Source organism: Streptomyces sp. NPDC053426 (assembly GCF_055585405.1).
This window is the reverse complement of sequence record NZ_JBVJKE010000004.1, coordinates 22,894-41,878: the sequence shown is the minus strand read 5'-3', so window position 1 is coordinate 41,878 and position 18,985 is coordinate 22,894. Positions and strand designations below refer to the sequence as shown.

Annotated in this window: 15 protein-coding genes and 1 pseudogene; 9 read left to right on the top strand and 7 right to left on the bottom strand. The window is 71.4% G+C overall.

The genetic code is table 11. The features are described from left to right. The first annotated feature begins 120 nt into the window (after positions 1 to 120). Positions 121 to 957 carry an LAGLIDADG family homing endonuclease gene (locus tag ACZ62B_RS09605; protein WP_469689668.1) on the top strand — a complete coding sequence of 279 codons (837 nt, stop codon included), beginning with the start codon at positions 121 to 123 and terminating at the stop codon, positions 955 to 957. A 42-nt stretch (positions 958 to 999) separates the two neighbouring features. Here the strand turns inward: ACZ62B_RS09605 and ACZ62B_RS09600 are convergent, their stop codons facing one another. After that, positions 1,000 to 2,193, bottom strand: a complete 1,194-nt coding sequence (locus tag ACZ62B_RS09600) for an RtcB family protein (RefSeq protein WP_468882100.1) — start codon at positions 2,191 to 2,193, stop codon at positions 1,000 to 1,002. Positions 2,194 to 2,410: 217 nt separating this feature from the next. Here ACZ62B_RS09600 and ACZ62B_RS09595 point away from each other — a divergent pair, with 217 nt between their 5' ends. From ACZ62B_RS09595 to ACZ62B_RS09585, 3 genes are all read left to right on the top strand, one after another. Then, positions 2,411 to 3,217, top strand: coding sequence for a DUF3558 domain-containing protein (locus tag ACZ62B_RS09595; RefSeq protein WP_468719802.1), 807 nt, complete (start codon positions 2,411 to 2,413; stop codon positions 3,215 to 3,217). Between the two features lie 118 nt (positions 3,218 to 3,335). Continuing rightward, positions 3,336 to 4,169, top strand: coding sequence for a DUF3558 family protein (locus ACZ62B_RS09590; RefSeq protein WP_468719800.1), 834 nt, complete (start codon positions 3,336 to 3,338; stop codon positions 4,167 to 4,169). 90 nt (positions 4,170 to 4,259) lie between these two features. Beyond that, positions 4,260 to 5,570 (top strand): DUF2637 domain-containing protein, encoded by a 1,311-nt coding sequence (locus tag ACZ62B_RS09585; RefSeq protein WP_468719798.1) that lies wholly within the window; start codon positions 4,260 to 4,262, stop codon positions 5,568 to 5,570. An 84-nt stretch (positions 5,571 to 5,654) separates the two neighbouring features. On the opposite strand, the gene lysS is transcribed toward ACZ62B_RS09585, so the two are convergent. Continuing rightward, complete coding sequence (lysS, locus tag ACZ62B_RS09580) at positions 5,655 to 7,397, bottom strand: lysine--tRNA ligase (protein WP_468882104.1); 1,743 nt, start codon at positions 7,395 to 7,397, stop codon at positions 5,655 to 5,657. A gap of 150 nt (positions 7,398 to 7,547) precedes the next feature. Between lysS and argS the strand changes: the two genes are divergently transcribed. Next, a complete protein-coding gene (gene argS, locus ACZ62B_RS09575; protein WP_344565921.1) occupies positions 7,548 to 9,308 on the top strand; it encodes an arginine--tRNA ligase in 1,761 nt (586 codons plus the stop codon). 30 nt (positions 9,309 to 9,338) lie between these two features. Here the strand turns inward: argS and ACZ62B_RS09570 are convergent, their stop codons facing one another. The 4 genes and pseudogenes from ACZ62B_RS09570 to ACZ62B_RS09555 all read right to left on the bottom strand — a co-directional run bounded on the left by ACZ62B_RS09570 (position 9,339) and on the right by ACZ62B_RS09555 (position 13,796). Next, positions 9,339 to 10,181, bottom strand: coding sequence for an arylamine N-acetyltransferase family protein (locus ACZ62B_RS09570; protein WP_469689664.1), 843 nt, complete (start codon positions 10,179 to 10,181; stop codon positions 9,339 to 9,341). Between the two features lie 72 nt (positions 10,182 to 10,253). After that, positions 10,254 to 11,492, bottom strand: coding sequence for an aminotransferase-like domain-containing protein (locus ACZ62B_RS09565; protein ID WP_469689662.1), 1,239 nt, complete (start codon positions 11,490 to 11,492; stop codon positions 10,254 to 10,256). A 68-nt stretch (positions 11,493 to 11,560) separates the two neighbouring features. Further along, a pseudogene (locus ACZ62B_RS09560) lies at positions 11,561 to 12,113 on the bottom strand (SAM-dependent methyltransferase). An 84-nt stretch (positions 12,114 to 12,197) separates the two neighbouring features. Next, positions 12,198 to 13,796: a helix-turn-helix domain-containing protein gene (locus ACZ62B_RS09555; protein ID WP_469689659.1), complete on the bottom strand. Its 1,599-nt coding sequence runs from the start codon at positions 13,794 to 13,796 to the stop codon at positions 12,198 to 12,200. Between the two features lie 213 nt (positions 13,797 to 14,009). On the opposite strand from ACZ62B_RS09555, the gene ACZ62B_RS09550 reads away from it, so the two are divergent. Then, entirely contained in the window at positions 14,010 to 14,729 is a 720-nt protein-coding gene (locus ACZ62B_RS09550) for a DUF4232 domain-containing protein (protein ID WP_469689657.1), read from the top strand. A 29-nt stretch (positions 14,730 to 14,758) separates the two neighbouring features. Here the strand turns inward: ACZ62B_RS09550 and hemB are convergent, their stop codons facing one another. Continuing rightward, positions 14,759 to 15,760, bottom strand: coding sequence for a porphobilinogen synthase (gene hemB, locus ACZ62B_RS09545; protein ID WP_469689655.1), 1,002 nt, complete (start codon positions 15,758 to 15,760; stop codon positions 14,759 to 14,761). A gap of 129 nt (positions 15,761 to 15,889) precedes the next feature. On the opposite strand from hemB, the gene ACZ62B_RS09540 reads away from it, so the two are divergent. The 3 genes from ACZ62B_RS09540 to ACZ62B_RS09530 all read left to right on the top strand — a co-directional run bounded on the left by ACZ62B_RS09540 (position 15,890) and on the right by ACZ62B_RS09530 (position 18,880). Further along, a complete protein-coding gene (locus ACZ62B_RS09540; RefSeq protein WP_344565910.1) occupies positions 15,890 to 16,657 on the top strand; it encodes an alpha/beta fold hydrolase in 768 nt (255 codons plus the stop codon). 12 nt (positions 16,658 to 16,669) lie between these two features. Next, on the top strand, positions 16,670 to 17,629 hold the full coding sequence (locus ACZ62B_RS09535; RefSeq protein WP_468886388.1) for a D-2-hydroxyacid dehydrogenase family protein: 960 nt from the start codon (positions 16,670 to 16,672) through the stop codon (positions 17,627 to 17,629). A 69-nt stretch (positions 17,630 to 17,698) separates the two neighbouring features. Next, positions 17,699 to 18,880, top strand: a complete 1,182-nt coding sequence (locus ACZ62B_RS09530) for an MFS transporter (RefSeq protein ID WP_469689653.1) — start codon at positions 17,699 to 17,701, stop codon at positions 18,878 to 18,880. The last annotated feature ends 105 nt before the right edge of the window (positions 18,881 to 18,985 follow it).

Sequence of the window (18,985 nt, the reverse complement as noted above, 5' to 3'; positions counted from 1 at the left end):
CGATAGCACGGCCGAGACATGAACACCCGACCTAGGCTCGCCATCAAGTCAACAGAACGGCACTCGACCGGGATGCCCGTCCCGGCCGAGCGCCTCACCATCAGGAAGGCACAACTTCCCATGGCTGAACAGGACTTTAGCGCGCCCACCCGGCGTTTCATGGACCTCGAAGACCCCGAGTACGCCTACATGTTCGGCTTCCTCCAGGCCGACGGGCACCTCCACCAAGGCACAGGGCAGAAGGGACGCCTCTCGGTCGAAATCAATGCCCGGGACGCCCACATCCTCCACGAGTTCCAGCGGCTGACCCCGTACCACAGCTCCATCAGCGAGCGGACCCGCGCCACCAACTTCGCCGAACAGCACCACTCGGCCACCTGGACGGTGTGCTCGCTCGAAGCCCGCACCATCGTCAACGAACTCGGCATCCCGTACGGAAAGAAATCACTGCTCATCCGGCCGCCCCGCGTCGACTTCCGCCGCCGCGACTACCTCCGGGGAATCATCGACGCCGACGGTTCGCTCGGCTGGACGGCCGAGGGCCTCCCGTACCTCTCCCTGACGTCGGCCAGCACCGGCCTCGCCACGTACATGTGCCACTACGCGAAGAAGGTCACGGGCGCGGAACGCGTCCCCCGCCGCAACACCCGTGACCGGGTCTACGTCCTCACCTACTTCAAGGAGCAGGCACAGCGGCTCGCCGAACACCTCTACTACCCCGGCAGCCTCGCCCTGGACCACAAGAAGGCCAACGCCGCGTCGATCCAGACCTGGACCCGCCCCGCGGACATGAGAATCGCACCGTCCCGCCGCCGATGGACCCCGGCGGACGACCGCGAACTGCTCCGGCTCGGTGATCCCGCAGCCGCGGCCCTCACCCTCGACCGCACCCAGCAGAGTTGCTTCATGCGCCTGTGGCGAATCCGCACCGGCCAGGTCGCGATGCCCGCCGACTGACGCAAGGACCGGGGGCGCCGCCACCCCGGCGCCCCCAACCCCTCACCCCTTCACGCAGACGACCTGCTTCAGCTTCGCCACGACCTCCACGAGGTCCCGCTGCTGGTCGATGACCTGCTCGATCGGCTTGTAGGCGCCCGGGATCTCGTCCACGACGCCGGAGTCCTTACGGCACTCCACGCCCCGCGTCTGCTCCTCCAGGTCCTTCGTCGAGAAGCGCCGCTTCGCCGCATTGCGGCTCATCCGCCGACCGGCGCCGTGCGACGCCGAGTTGAAGGACTTGGCGTTCCCGAGGCCCTTGACGATGTACGAACCCGTGCCCATGGAGCCCGGGATGATCCCGTACTCGCCGGAACCCGCGCGGATCGCGCCCTTGCGGGTCACGAGCAGGTCCATGCCGTCGTAGCGCTCCTCGGCCACGTAGTTGTGGTGCGCGCTGATCTCCGGCTCGAAGACCGGCTTGGCCTTCTTGAACTCCTTGCGGACCACGTCCTTCAGGAGCGCCATCATGATCGAGCGGTTGTACTTCGCGTACTCCTGCGCCCAGAACAGGTCGTTGCGGTACGCCGCCATCTGCGGGGTGTCCGCGATGAAGACGGCGAGGTCGCGGTCGACCAGGTTCTGGTTGTGCGGGAGCTTCTGGGCTATGCCGATGTGGTGCTCGGCGAGCTCCTTGCCGATGTTCCGGGAACCGGAGTGCAGCATGAGCCATACCGAACCGGACATATCCACACAAACCTCACAGAAGTGGTTTCCTCCGCCCAGCGTCCCCATCTGCTTGACCGCGCGCTCCTCGCGGAACTTCACCGCGTCCGCCACCCCGCCGAACCGGCCCCAGAAGTCGTCCCAGCCTCCCGTCGCGAAGCCGTGCAGCCGTCCCGGGTCGACGGGGTCGTCATGCATCCCCCGGCCCACCGGAATGACCTGCTCAATCTTCGACCGCAGCCGCGACAGATCACCCGGCAGGTCGTTCGCCGTCAGGGACGTCTTCACCGCCGACATGCCGCATCCGATGTCGACACCCACCGCCGCCGGGCACACCGCGCCCCGCATCGCGATCACCGATCCGACCGTCGCGCCCTTGCCGTAGTGCACGTCCGGCATGACCGCCAGGCCCTTGATCCACGGCAGGGTGGCGACGTTCCGCAGCTGCTGGAGCGCGCCCTCCTCCACCGTCGCCGGATCCGTCCACATCCGGATCGGCACCTTCGCACCCGGCAGTTCCACGTACGACATAACGTCCCCATTCCCCCATAAAGCCAACAGAAGTCCTGTAATCGCAAAACCGGCGCCAAGGTCGGCGAAAAGGGATGACGGACCGGCGTCCACGGCAGTGCGTGCGATACACATTGTCTGCAGGGGGCGCCCCCGTGCGGCAAACGATTAACCAGCGGGGACACTGGGGAGACCCGGCGGGCACCGGCCCGCACCCACCGTCGAGAGGAGCCCGAACGTGCAGCGGAAGGCGTACGTACCCGGCGTCGCCGCGCTCCTGGCGGCCGTCCTGGCCGGCTGCACCGGCAGCTCGGACGACGGCGGCCAGTCGGACAACTCCAACCCGGGAAGCGCCGGTACGGCCACCCAGGCCGCCCAGCCCGGCAAGTACGCCACGCTCCCCGAGCCCTGCGGTGTGGTCGAGAACGCGACGCTCGACCAACTCCTGCCCGGCATCGAGGAGATGACCGACGAGGCGCAGCGCGAGAAGGCGTACGCGGGCGAGGCGACCCTCACGTACGACACCGACCGCAAGGTGGGCTGTCGCTGGAAGGTGGAGTCGGCGGAGGCGACCGACCATCTGCTGGTCGACTTCGAGCGGGTCGTCTCCTACGACAACGCCGTCAGCGACGACACTCAGGCCGAGGAACTCTTCGCCGAGAAGCGGGAGGCGGCGCACCTTCCGGAGCCGGCGGTGACGGCCTCGGAGTCCGGCACCCCGTCCATCGGCCCTTCCGCGAACCCGAGTTCGTCCCCCTCGTCCGGGTCGTCCGCCACCGCCTCGCCGTCCGCCGCCCCCTCCGACCTCCAGCCCCGTCTGCTGGAGGACCTGGGTGAGGAGGCGTTCCTCGACGACGAGCTGAACAGCTCCGGTTCGACCGCCGAGCAGCGCACGGTGACTGTGGCGTTCCGCACGTCCAATGTGATCGTGACCGTCGAGTACGCGGAGCAGCCGGTGACCGTCGGAGTCGTCCCGGACAGCAAGGAATTGCAGGACAGGGCACGGAAACTGGCCTCGGAGCTGGCCGATTCGCTGAGCGGCTGAGTACCGTCCGGGGTCCCTTCGCCCTCCTGCGCAAAGCACGCGAAGGACGGCCGCGCGGGTGGCTCACCGCGTACCGTGACCCCTCGGACCCGTTCCGACCGCAGGGAACACGAGCGTCATGAGTGAAGGAACCATGCAGCGACGAGTACAGCGAGACCCGCGATCACCGCGAGCGAAGCGCCTCACCCGCGTCCTTGTCTGCGCGGTCGCCGTCCCCCTGGTCGCCGCCGGCTGCTCCTCGGACTCCGGCTCCGACGAGGGCAAGGGCAAGGACAAGGGCGCCTCCGCCTCCGCCTCGCAGTCCGCGAGCCCGTCCCCGACGGTGCGGGCGGCGGCGTACAAGACGCTCCCGGAGCCGTGCACGGTGTTGTCCGAGAAGACCTTGGACGACCTGGCGCCGAAGGCGAAGCAGGGCAAGGAGGGCTCCTCGGACGACGTCTCCACCCGGGGGAGCTGCTCCTGGAGCAGTCTGGACAACAACGGTGTGAAGGGCTCGCAGTTCCGCTGGCTGAACGTGTCGCTGCTGCGCTTCGACTCGGACACCACCCGTGGTGCGGGTGACAAGCTCGCCCAGGAGTACTACGACAAGCAGGTGCGGGACGCGCAGTCGGCCGAGGGTGCGAAGGGCGCCAAGTCGGAGCCGGTCGAGGGGGCTGGTGACGAGGCGACCGCGGTGCGTTACGACCTGAAGAAGAAGGAAGGCGCCTTCAAGCAGCAGACGGTGGTGGCGCGCGTGGAGAACGTGGTCGTCACCCTCGACTACAACGGTGCCGGTCTCGCCGGTGACAAGACGCCGGACGCCGACGACCTGATGAAGGATGCGCAGAAGGCGGCCAAGGAGGCGGTGGCCTCGGTGACGAAGGCGAACGGCACGGGCGCCGCGCCGTCGGCGTCCTCGTCCCCCTCGGAGTCGGCCTCGAAGTCCGCTTCGAAGGCGTCGAGCAAGGGCTGATCCGGCCCTGAACGGGAACCGGCCACCCGTCTCCCGCACACATGTGCCACTCTGTTGCGCGCAACAACACGCACTGGGAGGGGAGTACGGGTGGCCGCGCCACTGCAGCTGACACGGATGCACCGGGTTCTCATCGGCGTGGTCGTCTTCGGTGCCGTGATCATCGCCGGAATCGGCTTCGCGGGTTCGTACGCGGCCGTCCGTGAGCTTGCCCTGCAGAAGGGCTTCGGGAACTTCAGTTACGTCTTCCCGATCGGCATCGACGCCGGTATCTGCGTCCTGCTGGCCCTGGATCTGCTGCTGACCTGGATCCGTATCCCGTTCCCGCTGCTGCGGCAGACGGCGTGGCTGCTGACGGCGGCGACGATCGCGTTCAACGGTGCGGCGGCGTGGCCCGATCCGCTCGGTGTGGGCATGCACGGCGTGATCCCGGTGCTGTTCGTGGTCTCCGTGGAGGCGGCCCGGCACGCGATCGGGCGCATCGCCGACATCACCGCCGACAAGCACATGGAGGGCGTCCGGCTGACCCGCTGGCTGTTGTCGCCGGTGCCGACGTTCCTGTTGTGGCGGCGGATGAAGCTGTGGGAGCTGCGTTCCTACGAGCAGGTGATCAAGCTGGAGCAGGAGCGTCTGGTCTACCAGGCCCGCCTGCGTTCCCGCTTCGGCCGCTCCTGGCGCCGCAAGGCCCCGGTCGAGGCCCTGATGCCGCTGCGCCTCGCCAAGTACGGCGTTCCCCTGGCCGAAACGGCCCCGTCGGGCCTGGCGGCGGCGGGCATAGAACCGGCCCTGATACCCCCGGCGTCCGAGGCGTCGGCACCAGCGGTGGCTGCGGGCGGTCGTGCCGACCTGGCTGCGGGCGGTCGTGCCGCCGGGGCGGCAGCGGCGCCTTCCGGCGAGCAGCGCCTGGAACTGGAGAGCAACCAGGATCCCGGGTCCCAGGAGGACACGGCCCCCGACCAGAACCAGTGGCTCCACGCCCGGGACCCCCGGACCGTCGAGTACCACGGCGGCTACGACCCCACGTACGACCCCGACGAGGAGTACGCCCGCTGGTACGCGGAGCAGCAGCAGGCCGAGCAGTACGAGGACCAGTACCAGGAGGAGCCTCCCCTCCAGGAGCCCTCCCCGGAGGAGACCGGCAGTTTCCCCATCCCGGTGGTCCCCGGCCGCACCCGTGAGCTGGGCGAGGGCGGCGGCACCCCTCTCTCGGACCCGGACGAGGAGGCGTACTACCAGGTGTTCCGCCAGTCGATAGACGGCAGCTACCCCACGCCCCGTGTCCTGGGTGACAACATCCAGGCGACCTACGGCACGACGCTGAATCCGAGCGAGCTGAAGACCCTCGCCGAACGCTTCCAGCAGCGCCACACGGCGGAGCTGGAGGAGGACCACATCGCGTGAGGCGCGAGTACGACGACAGGGGGCGCCCGGTACCGGCCGGGCGCCCCCTGTCGTCGTACGGGCGGAGAGGCGTACGGGCGGGGGCTACTCCCCGAGCAGCACCCGCACCCGCTCCTGCCCCACCGCGAGCAGCAGCGTGGGCAGTCGCGGTCCCGTGTCCCGCCCGACCAGCAGGTGGTACAGCAGTGCGAAGAACGACCGCTGGGCGGTCTTGATCTCGGCCGGCAGTTCCTTGGGCGTGGCGTCGGCGGAGAAGCCCGCCTGGACCTTGGGCACGCCGTAGACGAGGTGGGTGAGTCCGTCCAGCGACCAGTTGTCGGCGAGTCCGTCGAGCAGCAGCCGCAGCGACTGCCGTCCCTGTTCGTCGAGCGACTTCAGCAGTTCGGTGTCGGGTTCCGCGCGGACGATGGTGCGCTGGTCGGCGGGGACGTGGGTGTTGATCCACGCCTCGGCCTTGTCGTAGCGCGGCCGGGCCTCGTCCAGGGAGCCCAGCGGGTCGGTCGGGTCCAGCTCGCTCAGGATCCGCAGTGCCTGGTCCTCGTGTCCGGCGGTGATGTCGGCCACGGAGGCGAGCGTGCGGTACGGGAGCGGCCTGGTCGTCCGCGGCAGCTCACCGCTCGCGGTGCGCACCGCGCGGGAGTGTGCGGCGGCGTCGGCGGGCAGGGCGGAGCCGTCGGCGACCTTGGCGTCGAGGCGGTCCCACTCGTCGTAGAGGCGCTGGATCTCCTGGTCGAAGGCGATCTTGAAGGACTGGTTGGGGCGGCGGCGGGCGTAGAGCCAGCGCAGCAGCTGCGGCTCCATGATCTTCAGTGCGTCGGCGGGCGTGGGCACGCCGCCCCGCGACGACGACATCTTCGCCATGCCGCTGATGCCGACGAACGCGTACATCGGTCCGATCGGCTGCTTGCCGTCGAAGATCCCGACGATCTGCCCGCCGACCTGGAACGACGATCCGGGGGACGAGTGGTCGACCCCGCTCGGCTCGAAGATCACGCCTTCGTACGCCCAGCGCATGGGCCAGTCGACCTTCCAGACCAGCTTGCCGCGGTTGAACTCGTTGAGCCGGACGGTCTCGGAGAAGCCGCACTCCGTGCAGGCGTAGGTCAGCTCGGTGGAGTCGTCGTCGTAGGCGGTGACCGTCGTCAGGTCCTTCTCGCAGTTGCCGCAGTAAGGCTTGTACGGGAAGTATCCGGCGGCGCCGGAGCTGCCGTCGTCCTCGGCGGCGGCGCCGGAGCCCTCGGCGGCCTCCAGCTCGGCCTCGTCGACGGGCTTCTGCTGCTGCTTCTTCGCCGGGGCCTTCTTGGTGCGGTACTGGGCGAGGATCGCGTCGATGTCGGCGCGGTGCCGGACGGCGTGCAGGATCTGCTCGCGGTAGACGCCGGAGGTGTACTGCTCGGTCTGGCTGATCCCGTCGAACTCCACGCCCAGCTCGGCCAGCGACGCGGTCATCGCGGCCTTGAAGTGCTCGGCCCAGTTCGGGTGCGCGGAGCCCTTGGGGGCGGGGACGGAGGTCAGCGGCTTGCCGATGTGCTCGGCCCACGTCTCGTCGACGCCGGTGATGCCGGCCGGGACCTTGCGGTACCGGTCGTAGTCGTCCCAGGAGATCAGGTGCCGGACCTGGTGGCCGCGGCGGCGGATCTCGTCGGCGACGAGGTGGGGGGTCATGACCTCGCGGAGGTTGCCCAGGTGGATCGGGCCGGAGGGCGAGAGCCCGGACGCGACGACCACAGGTTTGCCCGGGGCCCGACGCTCCGACTCCTCGATGACCTCATCCGCGAAACGGGAGACCCAGTCGGTGGTCTCGGTGCTCTGAGCCACGATCGGCACGTCCTTCTTTCTGCTCGGGCAGCCGGTACGGTCGCACGGCTGACCGCTCCATTCTCCCAGTACGGCCCGCATCCGCGAAAACCGCTTTTCACCGCGTGGGATACTCGGCTTCGGTAGTAGTCCACGAACCCGAGCAGAACGGCAGCCTCCATGGCCTCGGTCACGTCCCTCACCGACTCCGTCCAGCAGCATCTCGCGTCCGCCCTCTCGGCCACCCGCCCCGAGGCCGCCGGCGCGGACCCGCTGCTGCGACGAAGCGACCGGGCGGACTTCCAGGCCAACGGCATCCTGGCGCTGGCGAAGAAGTCGAAGGCGAACCCGCGGGAGCTGGCGACCGAGGTCGTCTCGCACATCACCACCGGCGGCGACCTGATCGAGGACGTCGAGGTCTCCGGCCCCGGCTTCCTCAACATCACCCTCGCCGACCGGGCGATCACCCGGAACCTCGCCGCGCGGCACGCGGACGGCGAGCGCCTCGGCGTGCCGCTGAAGGAGGACGCGGGCGTCACGGTCGTCGACTACGCCCAGCCGAACGTGGCGAAGGAGATGCACGTCGGCCATCTGCGGTCGGCGGTCATCGGTGACGCCCTGCGCGGCATGCTCGACTTCACCGGCGAGCGGACGATCGGCCGGCACCACATCGGCGACTGGGGCACCCAGTTCGGCATGCTCATCCAGTACCTGTTCGAGCACCCCGGCGAGCTGGCCCCGCCGGAGGACGTCGACGGCGAGCAGGCCATGTCGAACCTGAACCGGGTCTACAAGGCGTCGCGTGCGCTCTTCGACTCGGACGAGGAGTTCAAGGAGCGGGCCCGTAAGCGGGTCGTCGCCCTGCAGTCCGGCGACAAGGAGACGCTGGAGCTGTGGCAGCAGTTCGTGGACGAGTCGAAGGTCTACTTCTACTCCGTCTTCGAGAAGCTCGACATGGAGATCCGCGACGAGGAGATCGTCGGCGAGTCCGCGTACAACGAGGGCATGCCCGAGACCGCCCGCCTCCTGGAGGAGATGGGTGTCGCGGAGCGTTCCGAGGGCGCGCTCGTGGTGTTCTTCGACGAGATCCGCGGCAAGGACGACCAGCGGGTGCCGCTGATCGTGCAGAAGGCCGACGGCGGCTTCGGCTACGCGGCGTCCGACCTGACCGCGATCCGCGACCGCGTCCAGGACCTGCACGCGACCACGCTGCTGTACGTCGTCGACGTGCGCCAGTCGCTGCACTTCAAGATGGTCTTCGAGACGGCCCGCCGGGCCGGCTGGCTGAACGAGGACGTCACCGCGCACAACATGGCCTACGGCACGGTGCTCGGCGCGGACGGCAAGCCCTTCAAGACGCGCGCGGGTGAGTCCGTGCGCCTCGAGGACCTGCTGGACGAGGCGGTGCAGCGGGCGGCGGAGGTCGTGCGGGAGAAGGCGCGGGACCTCACCGAGGACGAGATCCAGGAGCGGGCCGCGCAGGTCGGCATCGGGGCCGTGAAGTACGCGGACCTGTCGACGTCGCCGAACCGCGACTACAAGTTCGACCTGGACCAGATGGTCTCGCTCAACGGCGACACCAGCGTGTACCTCCAGTACGCCTACGCCCGTATCCAGTCCATCCTCCGCAAGGCCGGCGAGGTCCGCCCGGCGGCTCACCCGGAGCTGGAGCTGCACGAGGCGGAGCGGGCGCTGGGCCTGCACCTGGACGCGTTCGGGGACACGGTCTTCGAGGCGGCCGCGGAGTACGCCCCGCACAAGCTGGCCGCGTACCTGTACCAGTTGGCGTCGCTGTACACGTCGTTCTACGACAAGTGCCCGGTGCTGAAGGCCGATTCGCCGGAGCAGGTGGCCAACCGCCTGCTGCTGTGCGACCTCACGGCCCGCACGCTCCACCGGGGCATGGCCCTGCTGGGCATCCGGACTCCCGAGCGGCTCTGACGTCGCCGCCGGGGTCCGGCCCGGTCCCCGTCACCGCAGGAGCGTCAGGCCCGCCGGTGCGTCGATGCCGAACTCCTCGGCCAGCGCCCGGCGGGCCTCCGTCTCGTCGGACAGCTTCCTCTCGGTGACCGTGCCGTCGTCGGTGCGCGTCACGGTGAGGCGGTCGCCGTCGAGGAGCAGGTGGGTGTCCGGGGTGAGGCGCTGGACGTAGGGGCGCCGGGAGAACGGGGAACGCGGGTTCGTGGCGATGTGCCAGTTGATCATCTCGTAGTCGGACGGTTCGAACGGCTCCAGGGTGAAGGCGTACTGCGCCTGCCAGCCGCCCGCCACGTGCGCCTGGAGCACCCAGGTCTCCAGCGGTCCCCGGCGCGGTGCGTGCACCAGCCGGTGCCGGCGTCCGGCGTCGTGGAACTCGGTGTCCGCCGTGAGCGGCACCGGTTCCAGCAGCGAGCCGACGGCGCCGAAGCCGACGTCGGCCAGGTGGGGCCGCGGGTCGCCGGGCAGCTCGGCGAGGAGCGCCATGTGGGTGCGCGGGCGGTCCTCGAAGCGGTCGGCGCCGACGACGACCCGCGCGGTCAGCCGGGTCACCCGGACGCCGAGTGCCTCCAGGGCCGCCGCGAACAGGGTGTTGTGTTCGTAGCAGTAGCCGCCGCGCCGGCGGCCGTGGACCAGTTTGGCCATCAGGTCGGAGAGGTCGAGGGAGGGGGCACGGCCGCCCAGGGCGTCGAGGTTCTCGAAGGGGATGGCCCTCATGTGGGCGAGCTGCACGCCGCGGAGCGTGGCCGTGTCGGGGCGCCGCCCGCCCTCCCAGCCGATGCGTTCGAGGTAGGCGTCGAGGGAGAAGGGTGTCGTCGTCCGTGCGCTGTCAGACATGGCATCACCGTACGTGCGGCGGCGGCGCCCCCGCCCTCGTCCGTTGGTCCTACGCCGGGCCCGCCGCGGGCCCTAAGCCGTCCGGTGCGCCGCCGCCCGCAGCCCCTCGCCCAGCCTGCGCAGCCCTTCCGCGATCTCGTCCGGGGTCTGTGTGACGAAGCAGAGCCGCAGCGTGGCCCGGTCGGGGTCGTCGGCGTGGAAGGGCGCGCCGGGGACGTACGCCACGTCGTGCCGGACGACGTCGGGGAGGAGGGCGGTGGTGTCGTACGGGTCCGGCAGCCGGACCCACAGGAACATGCCGCCCTCGGGCCGGGTCCACGCCGCCCCCGCCGGAAGCGCGTCCGCGAGTCCCGCGAGCATGGCGTCCCGGCGTGCCCGGTAGGCGGCGGTGACGCGGGCGACGTGGGCGTCGAGGTCGTTGTCGGCGAGGTAGCGGGCGGCGGCGAGCTGGTTGACGGTGGGGGTGTGCAGGTCGGCGGCCTGCTTGGCGACGGCGCAGGCGCGGCGCAGCCCGTCGGGCGCCCGCAGCCAGCCCAGGCGCAGGCCGGGTGCCATGACCTTGGAGAAGGAGCCCAGCAGCACGGTCCGGTCCCGGGCGCCCTCGTAGGAGGCGATCCACGGCACCCGCTCGCCCTCGAAGCGCAGCTCCCCGTACGGGTCGTCCTCGACGATCCACAGCCCGTACCGCCCTGCGGCCTCGGCGACGGCGGCGCGGCGGGCGGCCGTCATGGTGCGGCCGGTGGGGTTGGAGAAGGTGGGGACCGTGTAGAGCAGCTTGGGGCGTTCGCGCACCACCAGTTCCTCCAGTGCCCCGGGGTCGATCCCGTCCTCGTCCCCCGGCACGGCCAGCACCCGGGCGCCCGCGAGGCCGAAGGCCTGGAGCGCGGCCAGGTAGCAGGGGCGCTCGACGAGGACGGTGTCACCGGGTTCGAGGAGGGCGGTGGCGAGGAGCGACAGGGCCTGCTGGGAGCCGGTGGTGACGAGGACGTCGTCGGCGTCGGTGGCCAGTCCGCGTGCCGAGGTGCGGGCGGCGAGCGCGGCCCGCAGGGTGGGCTCGCCCTCGGTGGTGGAGTACTGCAGGGCCCGCGCGGGTGTCTCGGCGAACACCGCGCGGTACGCCGCCGCTATGCCGTCGGTGTCGAACAGTTCGGGGGCCGGCAGCCCGCCCGCGAAGTTGATCACCTCGGGGCGGGCGGTGACGGCGAGGATGTCCCGTACGGGCGAACCGCCGGTCGACCGGGTCCGCGCGGCCAGTGGCGGCGGCGGAGCGGTCACGGCGGTGGCGGTGGAGGCGTTGTCGGTCACGGTCATGCGCGCACCCTAGAGAAGTACGTGCTGTCTACAAGGGAGTTTCCGCGATCCGGACGGCCGGGCCCGTCTCAGCCCTTCGTGGCGACGGCCCCGTAGACGTTGATGTCGGCGTCCGTCACGTCGTCGATGTCCTCGTAACTGACCCGTTCGACGGGGTCGAGGCCCTCCAGGCGGGAGGCCTCAGGGCGTTCGGGGACGGGGGCGGCGTGGCCGGGGCGCCAGTGGTGCACGGGGACCACGCCCGGGTCCACGACGTCCAGGGAGTTCCCGGTGAGGAACCGCTCCACGTCCGTCCGCGTGCGCAGCACGGACGTGAACCCCCGCTCGGTGTAGGTCCGTCGCACCGCCCGTACGTTCTCCGGGTTGAGGTCCTCGGTGAGGTGGCTGAGCACCACGCGGCTGCCGGAGGGCAGGGCGCCGACGAGTTCGCGCACGATCGGGTACGCCTCCTCGTCCTCGACGAAGTGCAGGACGGCGACCGGGCACAGCGCGATCGGCCGGTCGAGGTCCAGTGTCCTCGCCCCCGAGGAACACGTCGTAGACCCGGGCCGGATGCGCCTTGCCGCTGTCGATCCGCCGCTGCGGCTCGGCGGGATCCTGACTGAGCGCGTCACCGGTCATGGGCGTCTCCCCGGGGGCGGAATGCCGGTCGGCGTTCGACCACCCAACGCGCGGCCGGACTTGGTGGTGCCCGGCCGGCTCCGTCTATCCGATGTTCGTCGTGCCCTCCGGAACCCATTCCTCGCCGCCGAGCGGGAACTCGTACGCCGGGCGCCCGTTGTTGCCGCTGGTGCGGAAGGGGCGGCCCTTGTCGTCCACGGCGAGCGTGCCGCTGCGGGGGCCGCTGGACCACTTCAGCTCCAGGTACCAGCTCACGTCGTAGGCGGAGGCGTCGGCGGTGATGTAGTAGACCTCGGGGTCCGACTCGCTCACCGAGAACGGGAAGTCCCGCTGCCCGGACTCCGGGGTCACGACCGGGCGGGCGGCGTCGAGGGCGACCGTGAAGGAACGCGTGGGCACGTCGCCGCCGCAGCCCACGCCGGGGTAGCCCATCACGAAGTCGTTCCAGGCCAGCGGCGAACGCTTGCCCGCCACCCGCACGTTGAGCTCTTCCAGGACCACCGTCTCGTCCCCGGTCCCCTGCACGGTGAGCCGCACGTACTGCTTCTCCGACGAGACGGCCCCGAACGAGCTGACCCACGCCGTCGCGCCCGACTCCGTCGGCGGCGGTTTCACCTCGCTCGCCGGCCTGTTGACCAGGTACCGCTGCGAGCAGGGGCTCTCCCACGCGTACGGTTCGCTCCGCACGGTCAGCGGCACGGCGTTCCCGGCGCCGTCGTCCGCCGGGGCGGTGGAGGCGGTGGCCGGGGTGCGGGGTGCCTCCTTCCCGTCCTTCGCGGAGGGGGACGGGGACGCGGAGGGGGAGGGGGAGGAAGAGGCGGAGGTGGATGCGGAGGGTGACGCGGTGACGTCCTTGCCCTTGTCCGTATCGCTGCCGGCCGCGGCTCCCACCGGGCTCTTCCGGTCGCCCCCGCCCCCGTCGCCCGGCAGGCCCCCCAGGGCGAACGTGACCCCACCGAGCACGGCGGCCACGGCGATCCCCGCGAGGACGGCGGTACGGGTACGACGGCGGGGGCGGGGACGGACCCCGCCGGGGCCGGTGACCGCGGGGATCTCGGCCTCCGGGGTCCCTGCTTCCGGAGCCCCCGCTCCCGCGGTCCCCGCTCCCGGAGCCCCCGCTTCTGCGGCCCCCGTTTCTCCGGCCCCTGCTTCCGCGGTCCCCGTTTCTGCGGCCCCTGCTTCCGCGGTCCCCGTTTCCGGAGCCTCCGCTCCCAGGGTCCCTGCTTCCGGGGTCCCTGCTTCCGGGACCCCGGCCTCGGGCTGCCCGACCGTGGGCTGCCCGGCCACCGGACCGCCGTCCGCTTCCTGGTCCCGGACCGCCGCGTCCTCCGCCGGTTCACCGGTGCGCGCCGGTCCACCGGCGGGTGCCGGTGCGTCCGTGGACGCCGCTCCCCCGGCGGGCCCCGCCCCCTGCGAAGGCGCTCCCTTCCGCCCCCGGGTCACGTCCGCCAGCACCCACTTCCGGTGCAGCTCGACCAGTTCCTCGGGGCGCGCCTTGCACAACCGGGCCAGCCGTTCGACCGGCGCGTACTCCGTCGGCACCGCGTCCCCGTTGCAGTACCGGTGCAGGGTCGACGTACTCATGTGGAGCCGTTTGGCGAGCACCCCGTAGCTCAGCCCGGACCGCTCCTTCAAGATCCTCAACTGCGCGGCGAAATCCGCCGCGGCCGTGTTCTCCGACACTGTTCCTCCCGCCCCCGTGTCCCATTCCGCCGTTCCAGGGGACGGTCGTTTCCCCAGGTCACAGCGTTCCGCGCGTTCCAGTGTCCCGGATCCCCCGCCAGGTGTGGCGACCGGGACGGATCGGCGGACAAGCTCTGGTCATCCAAGCACGCCGCTCCCGGTTCCCGGTCGAGTGGCCACGCCGAACCCCTGAACCACGCAAAGGAATTCATCATGCGCACCTCTCGCATCCGCCTCGTCGCCGCCGCCGGAGCCGTCCTCGCCACCCTCGCCCTCACCGCCTGCGAGGACGGCACGGGCACGCAGGACGAGGGCGCCTCCCAGCCCGCGGGGGCGGCGGAGAGCGTCGAGACGACCCCCTCGGGCGGCTCCCAGGGCGACAAGGGCCAGAGCACCGGCGGCGGCACCGCGGAGCAGGACGCGGCCGGCGACAAGAGCGGCAACAAGACCGGCGACAAGGGAACGTCCGCCGGCACCGGCGGGAACTCCGGTGGCTCCGAGAACTCCCGCGTCATCTGCAACGGCACCAACACCACCGTCGACGCCCGGCCGGTCTCCCGCCCCGTCAACCACATGCTGATCACGGTCAAGAACTCGGGTTCGGGGACCTGCGACCTCCCCTACTACCCGGTGCTCCGCTTCGACGAGATGCAGTGGGTGCCGCAGCCCGTCGAGGCGTCGAAGCCGCAGGCCGTGGTCACCCTCGCCCCGGGGGAGACGGCGTACGCGGGCGTGCTCCTGTCGGCCGCCGACGGCAGCGGGGACGGCGGCACCACCGCCCACAAGCTCACCGTCGCCTTCCAGGGCACCACCCCGAACAGCGACGGCGGCCCGTCGGCCATCCCGGCCCTGCCCGCGGACGGCGTGTACTACGACAGCAGCATGGCGGTGACGTACTGGCAGCAGTCGATGGACGACGCCCTCACCTACTGAACCTGCTGAACCTGCTGAACCTGCTGAACCTACTGAACGGCACCCAGCTTCTGGGCCACCTCGGTGGCCCAGTAGGTGAGGATGTTGCGCGCACCGGCCCGCTTGATGCCGGTCAGCGCCTCCAGGATCGCCCGGTCCCGGTCGATCCAGCCCTTCTCGGCGGCGGCCTCGATCATCGAGTACTCACCGGAGATCTGGTACGCCGCCACCGGCACGTCCACCGAGTCCGCGACCCGGGCGAGGATGTCCAGATACGGGCCCGCCGGCTTCACCATCACCATGTCGGCGCCCTCCTCCAGGTCGAGCGCCAGTTCGCGCATCGACTCGCGGACGTTCGCCGGGTCCTGCTGGTACGTCTTGCGGTCACCCTGGAGCGAGGAGGCGACGGCCTCCCGGAACGGCCCGTAGAAGGCGGAGGCGTACTTGGCGGTGTAGGCGAGGATCGCGACGTCCTCCCGCCCGATCTGGTCGAGGGCGTCGCGGATGACGCCGATCTGCCCGTCCATCATCCCGCTCGGCCCGACGACGTGGGCGCCCGCGTCGGCCTGCACCTGGGCCATCTCGGCGTACCGTTCGAGCGTGGCGTCGTTGTCTACGCGCCCCTGCTCGTCGAGGACCCCGCAGTGCCCGTGATCGGTCGTCTCGTCGAGGCACAGGTCGGACATGACGAGCAGGTCGTCCCCGACCTCGGCCCGCACGTCCCGCAGGGCGACCTGGAGGATCCCGTCCGGGTCGGTGCCGGGCGTCCCGATCGCGTCCTTCCTGGACTCCTCCGGCACGCCGAACAGCATGATCCCGGAGACCCCTGCCGCCACGGCCTCCGCCGCCGCCTTCTTCAGGCTGTCCCGCGTGTGCTGCACGACACCGGGCATCGCCGCGATCGGCACCGGTTCGTCCGCGTCCTCGCGCACGAAGGCCGGGAGGATGAAGTCGGCGGGGTGCAGCCGGGTCTCGGCGACCATGCGCCGCATGGCGGGGGTGGTACGCAGACGCCGCGGCCGCGCGCCGGGGAAGGATCCGTACGTCGTCATACCACCTACGCTACGCCCGCCCCTCCCGTGCCTTTGCCGACGCGGAGTCGGCCCGGACCTCCGGGGCCGGTCACCGGCGGGATACGCTGCTCGTCACCCGTCATCACGCCGCCCGAGGGGGACCCGACCGTGCACAGCGCCGCCGTGACGGCCGAGGGCGACCGCATCCGCTGGGTCGAGCTGCCCGGCCGGGACCCGGCCCGCGTCTACGTGCACGGCCTCGGCGCCACCTCCCCCGCGTACTTCACCGCGACCGCGGTCCACCCGCTCCTCGCGGGGCACCGCTCGCTCCTGGTGGACCTGCTCGGCCACGGCCACAGCGACCGTCCCGTCTCGTTCGCCTACACCCTGGAGGACCACGCCGACGCGCTCGCCGCCGCCCTGCGCGCCGCCGGCGTCACGGGGGCCGACGTGGTCGCCCACAGCATGGGCGGTTCCGTCGCCGTCGTCCTCGCCGCCCGCCATCCGGAGCTGGTGTCGCGGCTGGTCCTGGTCGACGCCAACCTCGACCCGCTGCCCCGGGTGCCCGGCGCCCTCGGCAGCAGCGGCATCGCGGCGTACCCGGAGGAGGAGTTCGTGGCGGGCGGCTGGCGCGAGGTCCGTGACCGCGCGGGCGCGCACTGGTGGTCGACGATGCGGCTGGCGGGCCTGGAGGCCCTGCACCGCAGCGCGTCCCACCTGGTCGACGGCACCGACCCGACGATGCGCGAACTGCTGCTCGCCCTGCCGGTCCCCCGCACGTTCCTGTTCCCCGAGGCCGACGCCCCGTTCCCCGGCACGGACGGGCTGACGGCCGCGGGTGTTTCGGTGGTCCCGGTCCCCGACTGCGGCCACAACGTCATGCTGGACAATCCGGAGGCGTTCGCCCGAGCCGTGGCGGAGGCGCTGGCCCCTTAGGAAAGGACTTCCGTGCCGCTTCGCTGTGCCGTGCTCGACGACTTCCAGGACATCGCCACCACGATCGCCGACTGGAGCCCCCTCCACGGCCGCGTGGAGGTGACCGTCTTCACCGAGCACTTCGCCACGGAGGACGAACTGGCCGCGGCGCTCGCGGACTTCGACATCGCGGTGACACTGCGGGAACGCGTCCCGTTCCGCGCCTCCCTGCTGGACCGGCTCCCCCGGCTGAAGCTGATCGTCGCGTCCGGCATGCGCAACTCGGTCATCGACCACGCCGCCGCCGAACGCAACGGCGTCACGGTCTGCGGCACCCGGAGTTCCCCCACCCCGCCGGTGGAGCTGACCTGGGCGCTGCTGCTCGGACTGGCCCGCGGCATCGTCCCGGAGAACAACGCCCTGCGCACGGGCGGCCCTTGGCAGTCGACGGTCGGCGCGGACCTGCACGGCCGCCGCCTCGGCCTGCTCGGACTGGGCAAGATCGGCAGCAGGGTGGCGCGGGTGGGCCTCGCCTTCGGCATGGAGGTCACGGCGTGGAGCCCGCACCTCACCAAGGAGCGCACGGACGAGGTGGGCGTCGAACTGGCATCCTCGAAGGAGGAGTTGCTCCGCACCGGCGACTTCGTCTCGCTCCACCTCGTCCTGGGCGACACCACCCGGGGCATCCTGGGCGCCCCCGAACTGGCCCTGATGAAGCCGACCGCCCACCTGGTCAACACCTCCCGCTCGGCACTCGTCGACCAGGACGCGCTGCTCACCGCGCTGCACGAGGGCCGGATCGCGGGCGCGGCCGTCGACGTCTTCGACACGGAGCCCCTGCCCGCCGACCACCCGATGCGCACCGCCCCCCGCCTCCTGGCCACCCCGCACCTCGGCTACGTCTCCCGGCTCAACTACCGCACGTACTACGGCCAGGCGGTCGAGGACATCGAGGCCTACCTGTCCGGCACCCCGATCCGCCGTCTCGGCTGAGGCCGCGGGGCGCTAGAGTGTGCGTGTTGGCCTTCGACGCCCCCGCGGGAGCGTTCGAAGGCTTTTTTCATGCCTTCCGACACCTCCGAACCCACCACCACGTACCGCGCGTTGCTCGGCAACCGCGAGTTCGCCGGCCTGTACGCGAGCTTCACCCTCACGGTCGCCGCGAGCACGCTGTCGGGCTTCGCGCTCGCCACGCTGGTCGACCAACGAACCGGCTCCCCGTTCCTGACGGCCGTGAGCATGTACGGCGCCACCTTCGCGACCGTGCTCGGCGCGATGACGCTGATGTCGGTCGCGGACGGGAACCGCCCCCGCCGCACCCTCGTCGCGCTCCAGTGCGTCTCGCTGCTGGGCGTGGCCGCACAGGCGGTCCCCGGGCTGCCGCTGACCGCCCGCTTCGCCCTCCTCCTGGTGCTGGGCTTCTTCCAGTCCCTGGGCACCGGCACCCGGATGGGGCTGCTCGCCGAGGTGGTGCCCGCCTCCGCGTACGTCCCGGCGCGTTCGCTGATGAACATCACCTCGGGCGGCATGGCCGTCCTCGGCTACGCGCTCGGCGCCGTACTGCTGCGGTACCTGAGCCCGCAGGGCGTCTTCGTCACCGCGACGGCCCTGACCGGCGCCGGGCTGGTCGTGGTGGCGACGACCGTCCGGGAACGCTCGATCCGCCCGCCCCGCCGCCCCGGCCTCCGCCAGACCTGGACGACGAACACCGCGCTCCTCTCCCGCTCCGGCCCGCGTGCGCTGCTGCTGAACCTGTGGGTCCCCAACGGCCTGGTCGTCGGCTGCGAGGCCCTGTTCATCTCCTACGCCCCCGACCACGCCGGTGTCCTCCTGGCCGCCGGATCCGCGGGCATGCTCCTCGGCGACCTGGCCGTCGGACGGCTCCTGACCGCCGAACGGCGGCGCCGCTGCGCGTTCGCCCTGCGCCTGCTGCTCGCTGCCCCCTACCTGCTGTTCGTCCTCCACCCTCCCCTGCCGGTGGCGACGGCCGCCGTGTTCGTGGCCAGTGCCGGTTTCGCCGCCACCCTCCCCCTTCAGGAACGGCTCCTGGCGCTGACCCCCGATCCGGTCCTCGGCCAGGTCCAGGGCGTCGAGTCGGCCGGCCGCATGACGTGGCAGGGCATCGGCGCCGCGCTCGCGGGCGGCGCCGCCCAGTACCTCACCCCCGCCGTGACGATCACCGCTCTCGCCGCGGTCTCCGTCACCGTCACGGTCCTCTCCCGCCCCTTCGTGGCCCGCACCTGAGCCGCCGCCCGGCAGGGGGTGCCAGGTCGGTCGCCCCGCGCCTTTTGGACCGGTCGGACCGGCACCTTTTGGCTCTGCCCTTCGGACCATGGCCGCAGCAGGCTG

Coding starts and splice junctions, on each gene's coding strand:
- ACZ62B_RS09590 (WP_468719800.1), top strand. CDS start 3,336: ATGAGTGAAGGAACCATGCAGCGACGAGTACAGCGAGACCCGCGATCA.
- ACZ62B_RS09530 (WP_469689653.1), top strand. CDS start 17,699: ATGCCTTCCGACACCTCCGAACCCACCACCACGTACCGCGCGTTGCTC.
- ACZ62B_RS09570 (WP_469689664.1), bottom strand. CDS start 10,181: ATGTCTGACAGCGCACGGACGACGACACCCTTCTCCCTCGACGCCTAC.
- ACZ62B_RS09600 (WP_468882100.1), bottom strand. CDS start 2,193: ATGTCGTACGTGGAACTGCCGGGTGCGAAGGTGCCGATCCGGATGTGG.
- hemB (WP_469689655.1), bottom strand. CDS start 15,760: ATGACGACGTACGGATCCTTCCCCGGCGCGCGGCCGCGGCGTCTGCGT.
- ACZ62B_RS09565 (WP_469689662.1), bottom strand. CDS start 11,492: ATGACCGTGACCGACAACGCCTCCACCGCCACCGCCGTGACCGCTCCG.
- ACZ62B_RS09550 (WP_469689657.1), top strand. CDS start 14,010: ATGCGCACCTCTCGCATCCGCCTCGTCGCCGCCGCCGGAGCCGTCCTC.
- ACZ62B_RS09605 (WP_469689668.1), top strand. CDS start 121: ATGGCTGAACAGGACTTTAGCGCGCCCACCCGGCGTTTCATGGACCTC.
- argS (WP_344565921.1), top strand. CDS start 7,548: ATGGCCTCGGTCACGTCCCTCACCGACTCCGTCCAGCAGCATCTCGCG.